At 58.6% G+C, this 18,783-nt stretch carries 18 protein-coding genes and 4 pseudogenes; 7 read left to right on the top strand and 15 right to left on the bottom strand.

The genetic code is table 11. From position 1 onward, the window contains the following. Window positions 1-7: 7 nt before the first annotated feature. Window positions 8-916: a DMT family transporter gene (locus HEQ17_RS05655; RefSeq protein ID WP_296291831.1), complete on the bottom strand. Its 909-nt coding sequence runs from the start codon at window positions 914-916 to the stop codon at window positions 8-10. A 222-nt stretch (window positions 917-1,138) separates the two neighbouring features. Between HEQ17_RS05655 and HEQ17_RS05650 the strand changes: the two genes are divergently transcribed. Next, window positions 1,139-2,026 (top strand): hypothetical protein, encoded by an 888-nt coding sequence (locus HEQ17_RS05650; RefSeq protein ID WP_296291830.1) that lies wholly within the window; start codon window positions 1,139-1,141, stop codon window positions 2,024-2,026. Between the two features lie 166 nt (window positions 2,027-2,192). On the opposite strand, the gene dhaK is transcribed toward HEQ17_RS05650, so the two are convergent. The 10 genes from dhaK to HEQ17_RS05600 form a co-directional block, all read right to left on the bottom strand. Further along, a complete protein-coding gene (gene dhaK / locus HEQ17_RS05645) occupies window positions 2,193-3,182 on the bottom strand; it encodes a dihydroxyacetone kinase subunit DhaK (protein WP_296291829.1) in 990 nt (329 codons plus the stop codon). Window positions 3,183-3,225: 43 nt separating this feature from the next. Then, complete coding sequence (gene dhaL, locus HEQ17_RS05640) at window positions 3,226-3,822, bottom strand: dihydroxyacetone kinase subunit DhaL (RefSeq protein WP_296291828.1); 597 nt, start codon at window positions 3,820-3,822, stop codon at window positions 3,226-3,228. Window positions 3,823-3,844: 22 nt separating this feature from the next. Further along, window positions 3,845-4,876: an ABC transporter ATP-binding protein gene (locus HEQ17_RS05635; RefSeq protein ID WP_296291827.1), complete on the bottom strand. Its 1,032-nt coding sequence runs from the start codon at window positions 4,874-4,876 to the stop codon at window positions 3,845-3,847. Continuing rightward, complete coding sequence (locus HEQ17_RS05630; RefSeq protein ID WP_296291826.1) at window positions 4,869-6,059, bottom strand: ABC transporter ATP-binding protein; 1,191 nt, start codon at window positions 6,057-6,059, stop codon at window positions 4,869-4,871. Before HEQ17_RS05630 ends, HEQ17_RS05635 begins: the two co-directional genes overlap by 8 nt. Next, on the bottom strand, window positions 6,001-6,213 hold the full coding sequence (locus HEQ17_RS05625) for a hypothetical protein (RefSeq protein ID WP_296291825.1): 213 nt from the start codon (window positions 6,211-6,213) through the stop codon (window positions 6,001-6,003). Before HEQ17_RS05625 ends, HEQ17_RS05630 begins: the two co-directional genes overlap by 59 nt. A gap of 15 nt (window positions 6,214-6,228) precedes the next feature. Continuing rightward, window positions 6,229-7,185: a carbohydrate ABC transporter permease gene (locus HEQ17_RS05620; RefSeq protein WP_296291824.1), complete on the bottom strand. Its 957-nt coding sequence runs from the start codon at window positions 7,183-7,185 to the stop codon at window positions 6,229-6,231. 6 nt (window positions 7,186-7,191) lie between these two features. Beyond that, window positions 7,192-8,145, bottom strand: a complete 954-nt coding sequence (locus HEQ17_RS05615; RefSeq protein ID WP_296291823.1) for a carbohydrate ABC transporter permease — start codon at window positions 8,143-8,145, stop codon at window positions 7,192-7,194. A 96-nt stretch (window positions 8,146-8,241) separates the two neighbouring features. Next, window positions 8,242-9,582 carry an extracellular solute-binding protein gene (locus HEQ17_RS05610; RefSeq protein WP_296291822.1) on the bottom strand — a complete coding sequence of 447 codons (1,341 nt, stop codon included), beginning with the start codon at window positions 9,580-9,582 and terminating at the stop codon, window positions 8,242-8,244. Between the two features lie 60 nt (window positions 9,583-9,642). Beyond that, entirely contained in the window at window positions 9,643-10,677 is a 1,035-nt protein-coding gene (locus HEQ17_RS05605; protein WP_296291821.1) for a LacI family DNA-binding transcriptional regulator, read from the bottom strand. After that, window positions 10,652-10,903, bottom strand: coding sequence for a hypothetical protein (locus HEQ17_RS05600; protein WP_296291820.1), 252 nt, complete (start codon window positions 10,901-10,903; stop codon window positions 10,652-10,654). Before HEQ17_RS05600 ends, HEQ17_RS05605 begins: the two co-directional genes overlap by 26 nt. Between HEQ17_RS05600 and HEQ17_RS05595 the strand changes: the two are divergent. From HEQ17_RS05595 to HEQ17_RS05575, 5 genes and pseudogenes are all read left to right on the top strand, one after another. Continuing rightward, window positions 10,805-11,050, top strand: a pseudogene (locus HEQ17_RS05595) (integrase core domain-containing protein); the annotation flags it as partial. The gene HEQ17_RS05600 and the pseudogene HEQ17_RS05595 sit on opposite strands and share 99 nt — an antisense overlap. A 227-nt stretch (window positions 11,051-11,277) precedes the next feature. Next, window positions 11,278-11,661: pseudogene (locus HEQ17_RS05590) on the top strand (transposase); the annotation flags it as partial. A 66-nt stretch (window positions 11,662-11,727) separates the two neighbouring features. Next, complete coding sequence (locus HEQ17_RS05585; protein WP_296291819.1) at window positions 11,728-12,006, top strand: hypothetical protein; 279 nt, start codon at window positions 11,728-11,730, stop codon at window positions 12,004-12,006. Between the two features lie 87 nt (window positions 12,007-12,093). Next, complete coding sequence (locus HEQ17_RS05580; protein WP_296291818.1) at window positions 12,094-13,188, top strand: dienelactone hydrolase family protein; 1,095 nt, start codon at window positions 12,094-12,096, stop codon at window positions 13,186-13,188. 324 nt (window positions 13,189-13,512) lie between these two features. After that, window positions 13,513-14,238, top strand: a pseudogene (locus tag HEQ17_RS05575) (IS4 family transposase); the annotation flags it as partial. 185 nt (window positions 14,239-14,423) lie between these two features. On the opposite strand, the gene HEQ17_RS05570 reads toward HEQ17_RS05575, so the two are convergent. The 3 genes from HEQ17_RS05570 to HEQ17_RS05560 form a co-directional block, all read right to left on the bottom strand. Continuing rightward, window positions 14,424-15,425 carry an amidohydrolase family protein gene (locus HEQ17_RS05570; RefSeq protein WP_296291817.1) on the bottom strand — a complete coding sequence of 334 codons (1,002 nt, stop codon included), beginning with the start codon at window positions 15,423-15,425 and terminating at the stop codon, window positions 14,424-14,426. 304 nt (window positions 15,426-15,729) lie between these two features. Next, window positions 15,730-17,328 carry an IS91 family transposase gene (locus HEQ17_RS05565; protein ID WP_296291816.1) on the bottom strand — a complete coding sequence of 533 codons (1,599 nt, stop codon included), beginning with the start codon at window positions 17,326-17,328 and terminating at the stop codon, window positions 15,730-15,732. A 163-nt stretch (window positions 17,329-17,491) separates the two neighbouring features. Continuing rightward, on the bottom strand, window positions 17,492-18,037 hold the full coding sequence (locus tag HEQ17_RS05560) for an MBL fold metallo-hydrolase (RefSeq protein ID WP_296291815.1): 546 nt from the start codon (window positions 18,035-18,037) through the stop codon (window positions 17,492-17,494). A gap of 21 nt (window positions 18,038-18,058) precedes the next feature. Between HEQ17_RS05560 and HEQ17_RS05555 the strand changes: the two are divergent. Then, window positions 18,059-18,190, top strand: a pseudogene (locus tag HEQ17_RS05555) (quinolinate synthase NadA); the annotation flags it as partial. Between the two features lie 253 nt (window positions 18,191-18,443). Here the strand turns inward: HEQ17_RS05555 and HEQ17_RS05550 are convergent. Then, the gene (locus HEQ17_RS05550) at window positions 18,444-18,716 is read right to left on the bottom strand and encodes an addiction module protein (RefSeq protein ID WP_296291814.1); all 273 of its coding nucleotides are present in this window, start codon (window positions 18,714-18,716) and stop codon (window positions 18,444-18,446) included. Window positions 18,717-18,783: the final 67 nt, after the last annotated feature.

The following is an 18,783-nucleotide window of genomic DNA, read 5'->3' as shown; positions in this document are numbered from 1 at the left end:
ACCCCGATCAACCTGCGGCCATCGAGCGTACACGCTCACGCCACAAGGTGTAAAGACCTGCTCCAACCACCAAAAAAGCGCCCCACCAAACATGCGCCCCGGGCCACTCGTGCCAAAACGCCCAACCGAACAAGGCTGCCCACAACAGCTCGCTGTAATGAAAAGGTGCCACCACGCCCACCGGTGCCATCCGCAAGGCCCGAAAGGTACAAAGCTGCCCCAACAGCACCAATACGGCCATAAAGCCGATGACCGGCCACATGCCCGGCCCCACCTCCAGGGGTACAAAACACAGCCCCACCGTGCCGACCAGGCAGACCGTCAGGTTCTGCCAGACCATCATCGACAAGTCGCTCTCAGTCGGCGAAAGCCAGCGCACAGAAGTCATCGAGGCAGCATAAAACAGCGCGGCCGCCAAAGCCAGCCAAGCCCCCAGGCCCAGCTCGCCGTCCAACGCCTGAGGCCCGACGATCAGACCCACGCCAACAAATCCCGCCAAAAGTGCGCCCCACCGGTGCGCTCCTACCCGCTCGTGCAGCAATGGCACCGACAACAGCGTCATGAACAGCGGCGCGGCAAAACAGATGGCGATCACAGTCGCCAGCGACAACCAGCGCAAGCTCTCAAAAAACGCCCACATCGAACACACGACCAACAAACCACGCAACAACTGTGCCCAAGGACGGCGCGTGCGCAAGGCCGACCAGCCCCCGCTGCGCAGCGCCCATGGCACCAGCAGGACCAACACCATCGCCGAGCGGGCAGCCATCAACACGGGAATCGACAACTGAGACACAGCGTGCTTGGACAAGGCATCCAACACCGACAGCAAGAACATCCCCGCCACCATCCAGGCAATACCTTGCAGCGGTCGATCGGCCCGCAAAAGGACATCCAGTGGAGATGGGGAGTTCATGATTTGAAGCGGATGGTGGACCGGCAAAGCGACGAAAAAAACCGCGCCGATGCTGGGGTGAACCTGTCACCCATCACAATTTACAACTTTAATCACCCATGGGCAGTCACATGCGTTGCCTGCTTGCATGCGGCGCTTGGCTGGCTTACTTCAATGCCCGACCGCTCGACCTGCACCCTGATCGAGCCTGAAATCCATCACTCACCACTCTAAAATTGCCGAATGGCCCCAAGCTCAAACACCCACACCCACCCTGCCCCCATCACCTCGGTACTGCACTTTGCCAACCGCCAATGGCGTGTGCGCAGGCCACGTCCTTTTGTGTTGGTGATTGAGGGTGAAGTGGGTCAAGAAGACCCCGAGCCCAGCGACTACCTGCACGAGCAACTGCTCTTGCCCGAATGGCGCGAGGCTTTTTACCAATTGGTGGACACCACTGGCCTCGTGGTGTGCCTGAATGTGCACACGCAGCACCCCAGCTACCGCGACGTGCGCGGTCGCTCCAGCAAGGGGCGCCTCAGCCAAGGCGAGTACTACCACCACGACGGCTGCACAGGGCCTGTGAAGCCACGCCTTGTGGAAATCCGCTGCCCCATCCAGCCGCAAACACGCGGTGTGGCCACCGCCGTGGCACCGCACCACGATGTGGTCAAAGCCATGGTGCAAGTGCTGCCCGCCGAATTGGCCGACACGCCTGCGCTGGCGGGTCAAGACATGAGCCTGGCCACCATCGGCCAGATGGACGATGCCGCGCTTGACCAGTTGCAAGGAATGATCACGCGCACCGTGCGCAAAAAGCTCAACGCCGAAGGGGCTCGCGCCTACTTCCGCCAGGTTGATGCCGCCGCCCATGCCTACTTTGAACCCTGGGCCTTGGGCGAAAGCCGCTTCATCGCCAACGCCAACAGCGGCGTGACCCTGCAGCACCGCCGCGCCTACCAAGCCCCACACACCGGCGGCGTGGCCAATGGCCACTTGGTCAAGCGCTGGACGAATGAAGAGCTGCTGCTGCCTGGCCAGGTGGTGAACCAAGCCTTGATTGCTGCGCTTTGTAGCGAAGAAGGCGATGAAGCGGAAGGCCTTGAGGGGTGTTACCTTCAGGCGCATTGAATCGCTTCGGATTTTGAGGAGTTTCCCTAACTTGAAAAGAGGGAGCCATGAGCAAAGAATCAAACCGTTTTTTTACCCGAGGTGCTCGAACGTGCCGTCCCCATGGAGCTCGGGCACCAAGCGGTGTCGGCGTTCGCCGAACTCCGCTCGAAACGCCGCGCGCCTGTTACATCCCCCAGCGCAGCGCAGCGGTGTGCACGGGTGCATCCCACAGCGCCAGAAATTCGGGTGTTGCCGCCGTGACTGTGATGGAGCACCCGGCCATCTCCAGTGATGTGACATACGAGCCGGTAAGAAATCGAACCACCTTGACGCCGCTTTTCTCCAATACGGTGCGGGCTGCGTTCACCATCAGATACAGCTCCAGCAATGGAGTGCCGCCAAAACCATTGACCAGCAAAATGACTTCCTGTCCCGCTTTCAAGGCCAAGTCCTTGAGCACCGCACCGGTAAGCTCCTGCGCGATATCGTCGGCACTTGCCAGCGGGACTCGACGGCGACCGGGCTCGCCGTGAATACCGACGCCGACCTCCATCTCGTGCATGCCAATCTGAAAAGTAGGTTTACCCGCCGCAGGCACAGTGCAAGAAGTCAGGGCCACGCCCATGGAGGCTGTGGCCTTGTTGACAGCATTGCCCAGCGCCAGAAGTTGCGCCAGGTTGTCGCCACGCTCCGCCGCAGCACCGAGTATTTTTTCTATGATGACTGTACCGGCCACACCGCGCCGACCGGTGGTGTAGGTGGAGTCCTCCACAGCCACGTCATCGTTGACGATGACTACCGCATTTTCCTGGTCAAGCATCTCCGATGCCATCTGGAAATTCATCCGGTCACCCGAGTAATTCTTGACGATAAACAGCACGCCCGCGCCACCGTCAACAGCCTGCGCGGCATCGAGCATCTGGTTTGGCGTGGGCGAGGTAAAAATCTGACCCGGGCAGGCTGCATCAAGCATGCCGTATCCGACAAAGCCGGCATGCAGCGGTTCATGTCCTGTGCCACCACCCGAAATCAGCACCACCTTGCCGGGCTTGGTGCGCTTGCGGCGTACAAATTCACGGTCGACCCCAAGGGTCACGATGTCTGCGTGTGCAGCGGCGAAGCCGTCCAGCGATTCAGCCAGTACGGTATCCACGTTGTTCATCAAATTTTTCATAAGGCACCCCAAGTTTGATTAAGCGTTGATTGGTAGAACCTGCTCAGGCCCGGTTCAGGCTGTCGCAAATCGAGCCGATGATCAGGGCCATGGAACGCGAGCCCGGGTCTACATGCCCCTTGGCACGGTCACCCAAAAACGAGGAGCGCCCACGTGTGGCATCCATATCGGCGGTAGCCTGAGCGCTGTCGTGTGCGCATTGGCCGACGCGTGCCAGCAAGTCCGGGCCACCGGCTGCCAGCATTTTTTGCACCGGGTCCAGCACATCCAGCAGGGTCTTCTGGCCCACTTCAGCCTTGCCCAGTCGGGTCAGTGCCTCGATGCCCAGTCGCAGCGCCTTGGCCATACCGTCCGCTGAAGCCTCCTCGGGCAGTTCTTTGCCAAGCGTCATCAACAAGGTGCCAAAAACCGGACCGGAGGAACCACCTATCACGGCAACACAGGTCTTGCCCATGGATTTCAGGGCTTCGTTCAGCGTCATCGCTTGCAGTTCCGGCAACTTGGCCTGAATCGCCTGCGCCCCGCGCTTCATATTGAGCCCGTGGTCGCCGTCGCCAATGGCTTGATCGAGGGCAGTCAACTCTTCCAGATGGTCGACCAGGATTTGTGTGGCGTTTTCAATGAGGGCGTTCAATGTCATAGTGTGTTGCTGGTTGAAGGGGTCATGGCCTGAGCCGTCGGTCTGCTGCATCAAACCAGAGGCACTGCGTGATCTGTATCAGCACATCCTGATCGGCCCGGGCGCTGTGGCCAGGGCCGCACGATGCAATAAGCTCTTGAACACTGCCCGGCAGACGCAGGTGCAGCAGGTGCTGGTCACCAAGGCGCTCCTGGCGCAGCACCCGGGCCGGCACGCCATCCGTCACGCCAGAGTCGGCCGCATGCACTTGTAGATGCTCGGCGCGCACGCCCAGAGTCTGCACAGCGTCGGGCAAGGACAATTGCGGCAAGGCAGAACGCGCCAGCAGGTTGATGCGCGGGGAGCCCAGGCGGCTGGCCACGGCCACGGAGTCGGGGTCCTGGTAGATCTGCTGCGGCGTGCCCAACTGCACCATACGGCCCTGGTCGAGCACACCGATACGATTGGCCAGGGTGAGTGCTTCGACTTGGTCGTGAGTGACATACAGCATGGTGGCACCGCTGTCCTGCTGGATGCGCTTGAGCTCCAGTCGCAGGTCATTGCGCAGCCTGGCATCGAGTGATGACAGCGGTTCATCCATCAAATACACAGAAGGGTTGCGCACGAGCGCCCGGCCGATTGCCACCCGCTGCATTTGCCCCCCCGAGAGCTGGGTAGCAGGGTTTTTCAGCTTGTCTTCCATATGCAGCATGCGTGCCACCTCCAGCACTTTGGTGCGGATCTCATCCTCGCTGATTTTGCGCAATGGCGAGCGCAAGGGGAAGGCCAGGTTGTCGTACACATTGAGGTGCGGGTAAAGAGAGTACTGCTGAAAAACAAAGGTCACGTCCCGCAGGGCCGGTGCCAGTGCCGTGACATCGCGGCCATCGATCCATACCGCACCAGTGTCGGGTTTTTCGAGGCCGGCCACCAGCCGCAAGGTGGTCGTTTTGCCAGCACCACTGGGGCCCAGCAGAACCACGAACTCGCCACTGGCAATGTCGATATTCAAGTCGCTGAGCGCAGTCTGCGAACCAAAATTTTTGCTGACGCCTGTAAGTTTCAGGTCAGCCATACGCAGCCTTTCGGGTTCCGACGGCGTTGATCGCCAGGTCGTCGCGTGCAGTGCCAATAGCCCGCCCGCTGGTCTGATCAAACAAGCTTACTTCGGTGGAATCGAATTCCAATCCGACCTGATCGCCACGAGTTGCCTTGACATTGACATCGACCTTGGCACGCACGACGCAATTGAGCGCGGTGTTGAGTGTGATGATTTGGCAATTGCCCAGGTATTCCACACCCACGACTTCGGCGCGCAAGGGCGCATCGCCTGATAGGCGAATGTGCTCAGGCCGCACGCCGTAAAGCAGCGGACGATGACTGACTTCATCGCGCACGGCGGGCATGCCGACCGCGAACGAACCCAAGTTGATGCTGGTGGCACCCTGTGCCAAAGCGGTGTGGGCGGGAATGAAGTTCATGGCGGGCGAGCCCATAAAGTCGGCCACGAAAACACTGGCCGGGCGCTCATAAATCTCCTGCGGGGTGCCGAGCTGCTCAATCACGCCCTGATTCATGATGGCGATCTTGTCGGCCATGGACATGGCCTCGCGCTGATCGTGTGTGACGTAGACGGTGGTGGCATTCAGCCTATCGTGCAGGCCGCGCAATTCCTGGCACATCAGTTCGCGGAATTCAGCATCCAGCGCGCCCAGCGGTTCGTCCATCATGAAAGCCATAGGCTGACGCACAATGGCCCGCCCCAATGCAACACGCTGTCGGTCACCGCTGGTCAGACCAGAGACCGACCTCTTGAGCAGGTGGCTGATATGCAGGATATTCGCGGCTTGGGCTACGCGCTCCTCAATCTCGGCGCGTGGCATGCCTTGAGAGACCAGTGGGAAAGCCATGTTTTGCCGGACCGACATGTGCGGATAGAGCGCAAACATCTGGAAAACAAAGGCGATGTCACGGGCCGAGGCGCGCTTGAACGTCACATCCTCATTGCCAAGAAAAATCTGACCTGAGGTCGGCAGTTCCAGCCCGGCAATCATTCGCAAGGTCGTGGTCTTACCGCAGCCGGAAGGACCCAGCAGGCAAAAGAATTCGCCGTCATTCACCACAAAGGAGGAATCCTTGACGGCTGTGAAATCGGCAAATGCCTTGCACAGATTTTGAATTCGTATTGCGGCCATCGTGTTACTCGGGAAACTTGGAGACCACCATGAACATGACGGTACCCGCCAGCATGGTGACAAAAGACCAGGTGTAAAGAATCAACGCAAAAGGCTGCAGCAGCATCAAGATGCCCAGGCCGATGATGAAGCAGGCTACCAGTTCCAGAGTGTTGCGACGCAGCCAGCGGGGCCAGTTGTTCTTTTTTTCGTGACAAGGGCTTGAGGGTTGGGACATGGGGAGGCTTTCGCTTTATTTACGCACGGCACCAAAGGTAATGCCTCGCAAGAGGTGTTTGCGCAACAGTACGGTGAAGACCAGAATTGGCACCAGAAACAACGTGGTACCAGCGGCGACTGCGGGCCAGTCCATGCCACCCTCGCCGATGATGATGGGAATGAAGGGCGGCGCGGTTTGCGCCTCGCCCGAGGTCAGCAACACCGCAAAGGCGTATTCATTCCAGGCAAAGATCAGGCAAAAAATGGCAGTTGCCACGATGCCGGTGGTGGCCTGCGGCAGCACCACTTTGCGGAACGCTTGCAGGCGGGTGTAGCCATCGACCATCGCAGCCTCTTCGTACTCACGTGGAATTTCGTCAATAAAGCCCTTGAGTAACCAGACAGAGAGAGACACGTTAACTGCGCTGTACAACAAGATCATTCCCAGCCGGGTGTCGGACAAGCCCAACTCGCGATACATCAGATAAATAGGAATGGCCACTGCAATTGGCGGCATCATGCGGGTGGACAAAATGAAGAACAACAAGTCGTCCTTGAGCGGTACCTTGAAGCGTGAGAATGCGTAGGCGGCCATCACACCCAAGCCGACCGAGAGCACGGTGGAGCCAAAAGCAATAATCAGCGAGTTGGTGAAGCGCGGCGCGAAATTAGAAGGCCCAGCCACCACCATTTGTTGGCTGCGCGCAATCTCTTCGCAGTTGCTGACTGGGGGCGGCAGGCTGGCAATGTACTCCGGGGTCTGGCGGGAGCGCGTGGTGAACAGATTGCAGTAACCCTCCACAGAGGGGCTGAAGATCACTTTGGGCGGGTAGCTGATCGCATCAGCCGGTGTTTTGAAGCCGGTCATGATGATCCATGCCAGCGGAATCATCGTCAACAGCGCGTAGAACACCACCAGCACGCCAGCCAGCCAACGGGTTTGTGGTGAAGGTTCTACGACCGAGTGGGCGGTGCTGATGCCTTTGCGCATGGTGCGTTACCGGTTCTTGATGTGGTTAAGGGCTTTGACATAGATATTTGCCAGACCGAATACGGCAACAAACAAAATGATGGCAAAGGCCGATGAATAACCGGTGCGCCATTTTTCAAACGCCTCGCGTTTGAGCGTGATGGATGCCACCTCGGTGGTGGAGCCTGGGCCACCGGAGGTCAACAGATTCACCATGTCAAACATCTTGAAATTCTCAATACCGCGAAACAGCACGGCCAGCATGATGAAGGGCAGAACCATTGGCAGTGTGATGGACCAGAACTGGCGCCACTTGGAGGCACGGTCGACTTCGGCAGCCTCATAGATGTAGTCCGGAATCGAGCGCAATCCAGCCAGGCAAATCAGCATCACATAAGGGGTCCACATCCAGGTGTCCACCAGAATAATGGCCCAAGGAGCCAGAGGCACTTCTCCCAGCATCGAGAACGAAGCAGGCGAAACGCCGGTCAGGACAGCCGCGACAGCGTTGAACAAGCCGGTTTGCGGCTGGTACAGAAAAGCCCAGAAGTTGCCCACCACAGCGGGCGACAACATCATGGGGATCAGGATGAGCGTGGTCCAGAAACCATGCCCACGGAACTTGCGGTCAATCAGGAAAGCCAGGGTAAAGCCGATCAGGGTTTGCAAGGCAATCGTCCAGAACACAAAGTGAGCGGTGGTTTGCATGGCGGCCCAGATGTCGGGGTCGGTCAATATCGTGACGTAGTTTTCAATGCCCAGATCGCTCACCGGAGCGTTGGGCCGATTGGCCCGGTAGTTGGTGAAGGAGAGTTTGATGGTCCAAATCAGCGGGAAGATGTTGATGGCCAGCAGCAACAGCATGGTCGGGCCAATAAAAATCCAGGCGATGGAACGGTCGGACAGGCCGCGCATTTGGCTGGCCACCGGCATCGGTGTGGCACGGGCAAGGCGGTCAACCAAAGGTGTTTGAACTGACATAGCGCTCCAGCCAATCAGGAATGGGGTTGATGAACCCGCTCTGCGCCACCGGCGCAGAGCGGGAACACTGTCGGAGGCAGGAGAACAGATCGGGTCTTACTTGACCTTACCGTCGTCCTTGAAGACCTTCTTCCAATCAGCAACAAGGCCGTCGAGAGCCTCTTTGGCGGTACCCTTGTCGGCTACCACGAAGTCATGCACGCGCTTTTGCTGAGCCAGCATCAGTTGCGCATACGACGGCTCGGCCCAGAAGTCCACCACTTGGTTCATGGACTCCTGGAAGGCAGCCGCATAAGGCGCGCTCTTCAGATAGCCAGGGTCTTTGAGCACTGCGTTGTGCGCCGATGAGCCGCCAATGGCCTGCCATTTTTTCTGTACCTCGGGATTCGCAAACCACTTGATGTAGGCCAGCGCTTCATTGCGATTGGGTGAGTAAGAAACCACCGAGATGCCCTGCCCCCCCAGTTGTACGCCCTTGGTTTTGTCCGATGGGTTCACAAAATAGCCGATCTTGGCCCCCCCCACATTCGGGTCTTTGTCCAGACCCGGGAAGAAGGCAAACCAATTCATCATCATGGCCACCTGCCCGGACTTGAACGCGTCCAGGCCTTCGCCCATATAGGCGTTGGTCAACCCGGGAGGCGTGCTGCCTTTGTGGAGCGACTTATAAAACTCCAGGGCCCTGATTGAATCTGCCGAGTTGACGAATCCGTCCAATGCATAAGGCTTTTTGGGGTCTTGGTATTTGAAGCCGAAGGGATACAACACATTGCTCACGCCCATGGTGATGCCTTCGGAGCCACGCTCAGTGAAGATGTAGGCGCCGTAGACTTTCTTGCCATCGATCATCCGACCCTGGAAAAACTCGGACACTTGTTTGAACTCTGTCCAGGTCTTGGGTGGCGCCAAATCGCGGTTGAACTTCTTCTTAAACTCAGCCTGGATCTCAGGCTTGGCAAACCAGTCCTTGCGGTAAGTCCAGCCAAGGGCATCGGCCATCGCTGGCAGCGCCCAGTAATTGGGCGTGTTCTTGGGCCACTCGGCGTAGCCAACCACGGTGGCCGGCGCAAAATCGGTCATCTTGATGCCTTCTTTGGCAAAGAAGTCATTGAGCTTGACGTAGTGGCCGCTTTCGGCGGCACCGCCAATCCACTGACTGTCACCAATGATCAAATCACACAGTTTGCCTTTGGAATTGAGCTCATTGAGCATGCGGTCCGCAAAGTTGGGCCATGGCACGAATTCGAACTTCATTTTGACCTTGCTCTTCGCAGTAAAGTCCTTGGACAGTTCGACCAATGCATTGGCCGGGTCCCACGCAGCCCAGCAGAGGGTAATGGTCTTTTCCTGCGCCTGAGCGACCGTGCTGCCAAGACTCAGCGCTGCTGCCAGTGCCACTGTCGCCAGCGCTGGCAACTTCTTGAAAATCTTCTTCATTTAACGTTCTCCTCGAAAAAATTGAATAAAGTCACACACCAACACACACCCGGCTACCGCTCAATGCAGGTTCTCGGCAGTCAAGATTTCTACGCGCGGCTGCGCTACGCTTTGCACCCCGCGCACGTTTTCACACAGCCCGCGCAGGACGCGAGCAGCAGTGAGAACACAATAATGAACATCCTGGTGCAGCACATAAGCCAGACTTCCATTGATCAACATGGACTGGTGTGCCGCGGTCAAATCGTGTGCAATGAGCGGCACGCATTGGGTTAGTCCTGCTTGTTCAAGTGCCCCAGCCAAGCCCGCACTGGCAAGGCCAACGCAATACAGCCCGCTCAAACTCGACAGGTCAACACCGCTTTCCAGGTAATCGGCCAATGCCTTGAAAGCGCCTTCGTCGTCGGACGGAATATCTGCCAAACGAACCACAGAAAGGTCCGGGAAACGCTCCTCAACCACTTGAGAAAAACCGATGCGCCGTTCGATCTCGCTCGACATCCGGGTGGTCTGGGATACCAACAAAAGCTGTGTGCCTTGTTGTTGGCGAGCCATTCGCCCCAACAGCAACCCGGCCGTTCTTCCGGCGGCAAGGTTGTCGGCTCCGATAAAGGCCTGACGCATGGAGCCGGCCACATCCGTAAACAGTGTTGCGACATGCACGCCGGCACGAACGCGGTCATTGATCGCCAGTTTGATCGCTGATACATCGGGTGCGATGAGCACAATCGCATCACAGTCGGTCACACGGGATAGCTCCAGTGCAAAATTTGCAGGGTCTTCGGCTGAAAATCGGAAGGTCAGTTCGGTGATGTGCTGGTGACGGAAATCACCGGCGGTTTGCGCAATGTGCCGCTCCAGGTCATCCAGAAACGGTGAGTTGCCCTCTGGCAAGACGTACGCGAACTTCAAGTTGCCTTTGCTGCGCGGCCTGCCGCGGCTAACGGCCGGGGCACCAAGGGCACGTATTGCATCCAAAACCTTGCGCTCGGTCTCGACATTCACACCCGATCGCCTGTTGAGCACTCGGTCCACTGTGGCCGTACCTACTCCTGCGCTACGGGCAATTTCAGCAATAGTGACAGGAGTTGACATTGCGAATTGATGTTTGATCGATGTTCAGCTTATCTACATCAATAACTAAATCAATCAGGGTTTTTACCAGTTCCGTGGTGGTTCCGGTGGCATTGTTGGCTCGCCGGATCATCTTCGAGATGCCGACCGCACGCCGCGCACCAATGGCATGGTCGAGCGCTTCAACGGGCGTATCGCTGATGTGCTCAAGACACACCAATTCACCAGCGGAGAAGATTTGGAGCAAACGCTCATGCGTTACGTGGCTCTGTACAACCATCAGTTACCCCAGTCAGCGCTTAAAAGCAAAACACCGATGAGGGCCATGAAAGACTGGTACGCCTCTCATCCTCATTTGTTTATAAAACGGCCTTACGATCATCCGGGATGCGACAATCTGGTTTTCTGCCTGTTCATGGTGGCCAATTGGGTGAAAAGACCCAAATGCCCACGCAAGAGATACCTGAAGCCTGACACCCACAAAAAAACCGCGGCGAAGCGGTTTTTTTGTGGGTGCACGGCGCTCCAGTCGGGCTTCATGGATCCGGCCTTGTGAAGTGAGGGGGTCTTAAATTTTTTGTAAACGGCTAAATTGCGGGAAACTGCCGAACATCCAGAAAGATGAACCATGACCGTCAGCAACGAATTGATCGACCTGCTACTGGATGGCAATAAAAACCTGAAGACCTCATCGGCGAGAACGGCCTGCTCAAGCAGCTGACCAAACGCCTTGTCGAGCGCGCGTTGGAAGCCGAGATGACCGAGCACTTGGGTCACGCCAAGAATGCCAGCGTGGCCAATACCGCTGGCAATGCCCGCAACTGCAAAAGCAAAAAGACTCTCAAAGGCGACTTTGGCGAGCTGCCCATTGATAGGCCCCGTGATCAACATGCCAGCTTTGAACCGCAGATCGCGCCCAAGCGTCACACGCGCTGTACGGGCTTTGATGACAAGATTTTGTCCCTGTATGCACGTATCATGACTGTTCGGGAGATCCAAGGCCACTTCTGTCGATGGACTGTGCGTTGAAAGTCTGTAAAATTTTTTTTGCTAAAAATCATGGAGAAAAAAATGTTCAAGCAACTATTGGTCGTTAGCGTTTTCGTGCTCTCATTGCCTGTCATGGCACAAGGCGCAAACGATCCCGCCGAAATCCAAGCCGTGGTTTCGGCTATCAAGTCGGCCAATCCCGATCTGAGAGCACTTTGCCAGAAAGGCCCGGATGGTATCCGCAAGGCGTCCATTGATGCTGTCATGGGCCTCATGTCTGCCGGCAAACTGAAGGGCAATCCTCAAGCATTAGGCAGTGAGGCTGGCCAGCTTGTCGGCCGCGAATGTCGCGGCAGCTGAGGGTCCCTCGTTCATATCCGAGGTGCTGTCTATTACCAGCTTTTTTCGAGCTCTAGCGATTACCATTTTTTGCTGGGGTAGCGAACTATGATCTACACATCCATGCTGCGTACATTGACCCTTGCCCTTTTGCTGGCCCCTTGCGTAGTGCCAAGCGCCCTCGCGGCGAGCGAGGCGCATGTGCGTCTGGTCTACGACACAGTCCGGGCCAAGTTTGTAGACTTTAATGCCTATTGCCAACTCGAGGAGGGTCAGCGCCGTCAGGCAGTGCTACAGATCATCATGTCACTGGTCAGCCAACGCAAGATCAGCGACCCCTTTGCAACGGGGTCTCAAGCCGGTAGCCGTCTTCGGGGCGACTGTGGTCTGCAAACTGGAGCAGTCGACGCAGCAAGCGTCCGCTGGACCGCCAGTGCTGCGTCGCTATCATTTGACAGCGAGCAGCGAAGTTTCGGCTTCTTCACTACCGTGGCCAGCTTGGGAAACCGAATCTATACGCCAGAGGGAAAAGGCCCTTTCCCTGCCGTGGTTCTGAACCATACCATTGGCGGGCTGAGCCAACATCTCCAAGTCCAGGCCAAGCTGCTGCTGGACGCCGGGTTTGCAGTGATGGTGGTGGACAGCTACGGCCCCCGCAACATACGTCCCGGGGCCATCCTCTTCCCAGCCGAGGTGGCACGTGACGCCTATGACGCCCTTGCACACTTAAACAAACAGCCCTACATCGACCGCCAGCGTATCTACCAAGCGGGTTATTCGCTCGGAGCGCTGGCCTCGGCCCTGCTTGCCAGCCCCGAGGGTGCGCAGGTCTTCAAATCAACCGCACGTTTTCGCGCCACAGTGGGGCACTACGGCAGCTGCACGGTGCAGGATCGCCCTAGTTCCCCACGATTAGAAATGCTCACCGCTGACAGCGACCGCCCGATCCTCATGCTGATGGCAGAGCTGGATATAGAGGCCCCGCCGCAGCTTTGCTTCCCACTACTTGAGCAAATGAAGGCTGCCGGCAAAGAGGTGGATTGGCACATCTATCCCGGTACCACCCACGGTTGGGACAAGGCAGAGAACAACGGCTACGTTTACCGCGCAGCGGATGGGCGCACCATGACCTACCGTTATGATGCAGCCACAACACGCAACGCCAGCGAACGCATGATCTCTTTCTTCAACGGCTACCGTTGAACATTTGCGGTCGCGCGGCTCACCAATGGGTTCCTGTCACTTTTCACCATATAGAGTCCAATCCATTTTCGGCCTATAAGAGTCAGTGCGTTTTCGGCACTTACAGGCCAGCTGATTTTCGGCACAAAGGCGCCAGTCGCTGGCGCTCAACAGACATCTCGAACCAGACCATCGTGGTTGCCTCTCAGTAGTGTCCCAACGTTTCCACATTAGGGCTTCGTAAGTTAATGATTTACCTTGGTTTTTTGGCATTTCAGTCTGGTCTCGATTTGAACTTCGATTCCATGACTTATGGTCTTTTGCGTCGTCACGCAAAGGACCGCAATGAACCAAGGCAAGCTTGTTTTCTCTCAACTCATGGCCTTCTTGCCGCTGAGCACGTTTCGCCGCTGCGTGGCCAAGCACCGAGGCGATCACAAAGTTCAAGACTTCACCTGCATGGACCAGTTCTTGACCATGGCCTTTGCTCAATTGACCTACCGCGAGTCTTTGCGCGACATCGAGGTCAATTTGCGTGCTCAAGCCAAGCGGCTGTATCACATGGGTCTGCGCTGCAAGACAGTTTCTCGCAACACCTTGTCCAACGCCAATGCAACCCGGCCTTGGCAAATCTACGCCGACTTCGCGCAACACCTGATCGCCATGGCGCGCCCGTTGTATGCCAAAGAGCCCATGGCGATCGACTTGGATGCCACCGTTTACGCCTTCGATGCCACGACGATAGACCTGTGCTTGTCGGTTTATCCGTGGGCACCGTTTCGCGCGCAGAAGGCGGCTATCAAACTGCACACCCTGTTGGACCTGCGTGGCTGTATCCCCACCTTCATTCACATCAGCGATGGCAAGACGCACGAGGTCAACACCTTGGACCTGCTGGACATCGAGCCTGGCGCCTATTACCTGCTCGATCGTGGGTACTTGGATTTCCAGCGCCTGTTTGTGATCCATCAGGCCAACGCTTTCTTCGTCACCCGTGCCAAGTCCCATACCCAATTCAAGCGGCGCTACTCCAACCCCGTAGACCGGGCCAACTCGAACATCGTGTGCGATCATCATGATCGACGGCGTGGTCCGCTGCGGCCGCAGCCGCAACACCCCGCCGGCGATGGAGGTGTCGGTGGTGGTGCATTGAGTGATTCGATGTGCCCCTGCCTGTGCCTGCGAGCAAGCGCCAGGCGCTGGCTTCGACCAAGGCCTTCAAGAAAGGGTGTTCATCGCAAGCGGGGTTGCTTGAATCAAGGGGAAAGGCGAAACACCCTTTTGGCGTTGCCATGCGCTACCCGGTCCACCACGGCGGGGTTCAAGTGGGCCAGCAAGCCTTCGCGCAGGGAACGCACCACCTCATCGTATTGGGCCCAGTCGTGGGTGTCATCGATGGCCACCATGAACCGGTCAGGGTGGTCTTCAATCAGCTTTTTCCAGTCTGGGGCCAGGTAGGCCGTGCGCCCCGGCGCGGACGCCCAGAAGATGGTGCGTTCCGGGAACCGTCTGAAATCGTTGGCCTCTTGCGGCAGGCTGCGGTAGCCCAGATCGCAGACCACGTTGGGGTGCTTTTCAAAGAAGGAACGTATGTCCTGGGCTGTGGTGGTTTTGCCGCAGTGTGACAACAACAGGGTGAGCGTGGGCCAGCGTTCCAGCAAGCGGCTGAGGCCCGCGACCGATTCGGGGTGCCACTCCATGTGCATGGGCAGCGGCCGGTCGAAGCGGGTAGCGATCTCAGCCAGCGCCTGGAACATGGGCCCATCCAACGGTACACGCCGGCGGCGCATCGGGTCGGCGCTGGAGCGCTCCGCGTTGGGGAAGGTTTCGCCAATGGTGCGCGGTAGTTTGCCCAGAAACTCCTGGATCCTTTGCAGAGCCAGAGGCCGTTCCTTGCTGTTGGGGTCGATGAACAGTGTGGGCCCTTCCGCCCGCTCGGCGTTGACCAGTTCAGCGTTCCCCACCGCTGGCAAGAAGCGAGGGCCTATGGCCGCTGCCGCGTTCGAATCCCGGAGGTTGGGGTGTCCAATGGCTGGACTGCCGATCGCACCTGCGCTCACCGTGTGGCTGATGCTGTGTTGGTCCATGCGGGCCAGCAGGTCAGCCGGTGTCATGAAGGCCATCAGGTGAAAGTGGGCGTCTACCAGGGGCACAGTGCGCCAAGCGTCGGTGAGGGCGGTTTGGGCGTGGACCCAGTGCGCGCTGCACAGCAGCAGGGGGCACAGCCAGCGGGCTGCCTTGGTGGTCAAGGTGGGCATACGGTTTTCGGGTGTCGTGGTGGCGAAATGGTGAAGCCCCGTCTTGACCCGAAGTGCCTCACGGCATGAGCCCACCTGGATAAAGCGTCTCGGAGTCAATACTGACTCTTCGGCAACGGATAGGAAATTCAACCGCATGAGCACAAGTATGCCACGGGGTTGGGGCATCACAAGCCTGCGCACTTGGGTCTACTTGGGAGCTTGCTCTGGGCCTGTCGCCCGAGATTTTTCGGTTTGCGCATTTTTGGGCAGCACCAGGCGCAGCCCTGCCCCGCAGCGTTGGCCAAACCGCTGTTACCTTCCCTCACCAACTGATGCGCTGATCGACCTCAAAGTCCGGCACCGGTTGGGCCGCTTGGTCCCAATCTGGCTCAACCTCGACACCCTCGCCCATGGGCGCATCGCACCCGTCCCACAGCGGTGGCCCGCGTGCCGGAGTGATGCGCGGTGGCTCTACATCCACCCCGATGTGATCAAGGATCTTCCTGATCTGCGTGCCCTCGGTAATGAATGCGATCAAGCGCATTTGTCCACCGCACTTCGGGCACAGCAGCGGGAACACTTCGTAAATACGGGCGATCAGCACGGCCCACAGGTAATGCGCCTTCGACCGTTTGGGTGTCGCAGGCTCGGGCGTGGGTGGGATCGCATGGCCCAGCGGCACCACCCCCGGCGCGCCCTCGCCCGTGGCGGCTGGGTCGGCCTGCACGACGACTTGCTTGGTCGGTTGTGCCGGTGTCGCCAGCGCCGTCACCGCCGCCCTGTGCGGCGAATTCGGGGCCAGCACACCAAAGTAGCGGTGCCGGTGCGTGCGCGGCGGCGGCACCAGCGCCGCAATGCGAGCTATCAGCTCCAGCGGCGTGAGGTGTAGCTCGTCTGCCTTGGCAACGCGCTTGTCACTGCTGGGCTCGCTGCGCTGCTTGGCACAGCGGTACACCAAATCGCATCCCTCCTTGCGCAGACGGTCCATGGCAAAGGGTGGGCGGGCGCAGTAACGCAGCAAGCGCTCCAGCGCTGCGCGGTCGTGTGCTTCGATGCACACACCCGCGTCCACCGAGAAGCCGCTGTGCTGGTAGCCCAGCATCTCTTTGGCGTCACAACTCGCCAGCAGACCCCGGCCCACGAAGGCGCGCAGGATGCGGCGGCGCAAATCAGTCTGTACCTGCGCCACAGCGGTCTCATCGATAGCACTGGCCGGGTGGAATATCACGCCTGGCGGTGAGGACTGTGCATCAGTGTCGCCTGGCACTTCCTCAAACACCCCATCGACCACACAAACATGGAAGTGCACATGCCCGTTCAGGCTGGAGCCGAACCGGTGGATAAACGCCACGGCGCCGATGTGCAGAGCTGCCCTGTCCAGCTGCGCCGTCCCAGGGCTGTTGGATTGCAGGCTTTGCGCGATGACCCGCAGGAAGATGCGCAGCACCATGTTGAGCACGGCCCCGTCGCGCTGCATGAAGTAGCGCAGTCGCTTCGGAACAGACAGCACCCACTGGCGCACCGGCAGTCGCGGGAAAACGTGATCGGCGAGGTGTGCCGCCGTCTCCACCATGCGCCGCGTGTTGCACGAGGGGCAGACGCCACGGCCTTTGCAGGAATAGGCGACGAAGTAGTCGTGCCCGCAGTCGTCACACCAGGCCCTGGCAAAGCCGTGCGCAAAGATGCCGCATTCCAGATATTTGCGAAACGCTTGGCGGACATAGGGCTTGGGGGTGTGGTGGTCGCCCTGGCCGTCGAATTGGCCTGCGCTGGCGAGCGCGTGCCAGGTCTCAAAGTGTTCGGCAATCGTTTGGTAGAAAAGGGTGCGCTCAGGGTGGCGCGGGTTGTAGAGCTGGGGCTTTGCACCCGCTTGCCCGCCCGCATGAGAATGCGCTTGCGTTGGGCGTGCGGTGGCGGGCATGGGGCAGTGCCAGCGTGGACTGGGTGCCTGATGGTACTGTGTTTATATCCAGCTTTGTGGATTTCTCTGCTGTCAGCCGGTAGCCCATTCACTCCTAAATTCATAGCTACTTACGCACATTACACGGGGGCTTCAGGTCGATTCACCCATTAATAACATAGCGCTACTCCCGCTCCATCTCCAGATAGGTCTGATTCGCCAATTGTGGAATCCAGACATCAGCGTGCTTCAGATTGGAAAACGGCTTGCCGTCAAAGGTCTTCACGGCGGCGCTGAGGTCCACACCATCGTCCACCGCCTTCTTCATATGCGCGCGCAGGGCCAGCAGCAGGTCGCGCGTGTGCGCCTGTGCCGTGGCCCGGTTGGTCACGTTGCCGTGACCGGGCACGATGGTCTGGGGCTTGAGCGCGTCGATAACGGCAAAAGACTCCAGCCAGTTGCGGGTGTTGCTGACCGGGTGCAGGCCCAGCACGCGGTCCACATAGACCACATCGCCCGCAAACAGCACGCTCTTTTGCGGCAACCACACCACCATGTCGCCTGGCGTGTGGCCGCCTTTTCGGTATTTCAGTTCCAGAACGGTGCCTCCCAGTTCCAGACGGGTGTCCTGGTCTGCAACAAAACGGGTGGGCAGCGTCGGCACGGTGCCGTCCAGCCGCTCCTTCAGGACTTTGAGACCTTCCAGGTGCTCGCCAGAGCGTTTCTTCATGTCCGCCTGCGCAGCGCTATGGACCCCATTCATGTGGACCCGGCCTTGGGCGAACGCGCCCGTCTGCCCATTGACCGGATGCTGGCTTTCGCGGCTGCATTGAAGAGCGGGCAGCCGCCCGGCGGCTTGGTGCCAAAAATTGGGGCGGCTTAAGGTCTATTTTTTGGGCGAAGCTCCGTTGCTACAGACGGCCCTGCCAATACCGAGGTTCGCGACTTTGGTGAGAAAAAGCATAGATACGTGGCCCGGAATCGTCTTCGCGGTACACCAATGAGTAGGGGAATCGCCGAAATGGATAAACGCGCAAGCCGTCATTTGCCGGGGTACCGATCTTTTGGTTTAGTTCCAGCAGCGCGAGCATGGGCTTGCGCGACATCCTTTTCCGCTCCAGGGTGGAGCGAAAAGGTCACCGCAAAATCCTTTGCCGCAAACGCGCAATAGCCTCCTGTGCTGGAACCACCGTGGCCACACCGGAGTCCAGTTCACGCTCCCTTCGATCCGCCTCTTCTTCCCAGGCTCTCTCAACGTCGGCATCTGAATCCAGGCTCGCTATCAGCCGCTCGAAAAGGCGTGAGCGGTCGGCGGGGGCCAACTGCAGAACTTCTGCTTGTAGCTTTCGGCGCCGAGCGATACCCCCTCCCGCGGTAATTTCAGATGATGAAGCAGCATGACTTGGCATTGCTTCAGCTGTCGTAGCTGGCCAACTTGAGGCTTTCGCGTCTGTCGTGTGCTCGCAGGAGGATCAC

It is taken from the genome of Limnohabitans sp. (assembly GCF_023910625.1).
In the GTDB taxonomy this organism is placed as follows: Bacteria; Pseudomonadota; Gammaproteobacteria; order Burkholderiales; family Burkholderiaceae_C; genus Limnohabitans_A.
Note: the sequence above shows the minus strand (reverse complement) of the source record. Positions and strands in the feature narration are given on the sequence as shown.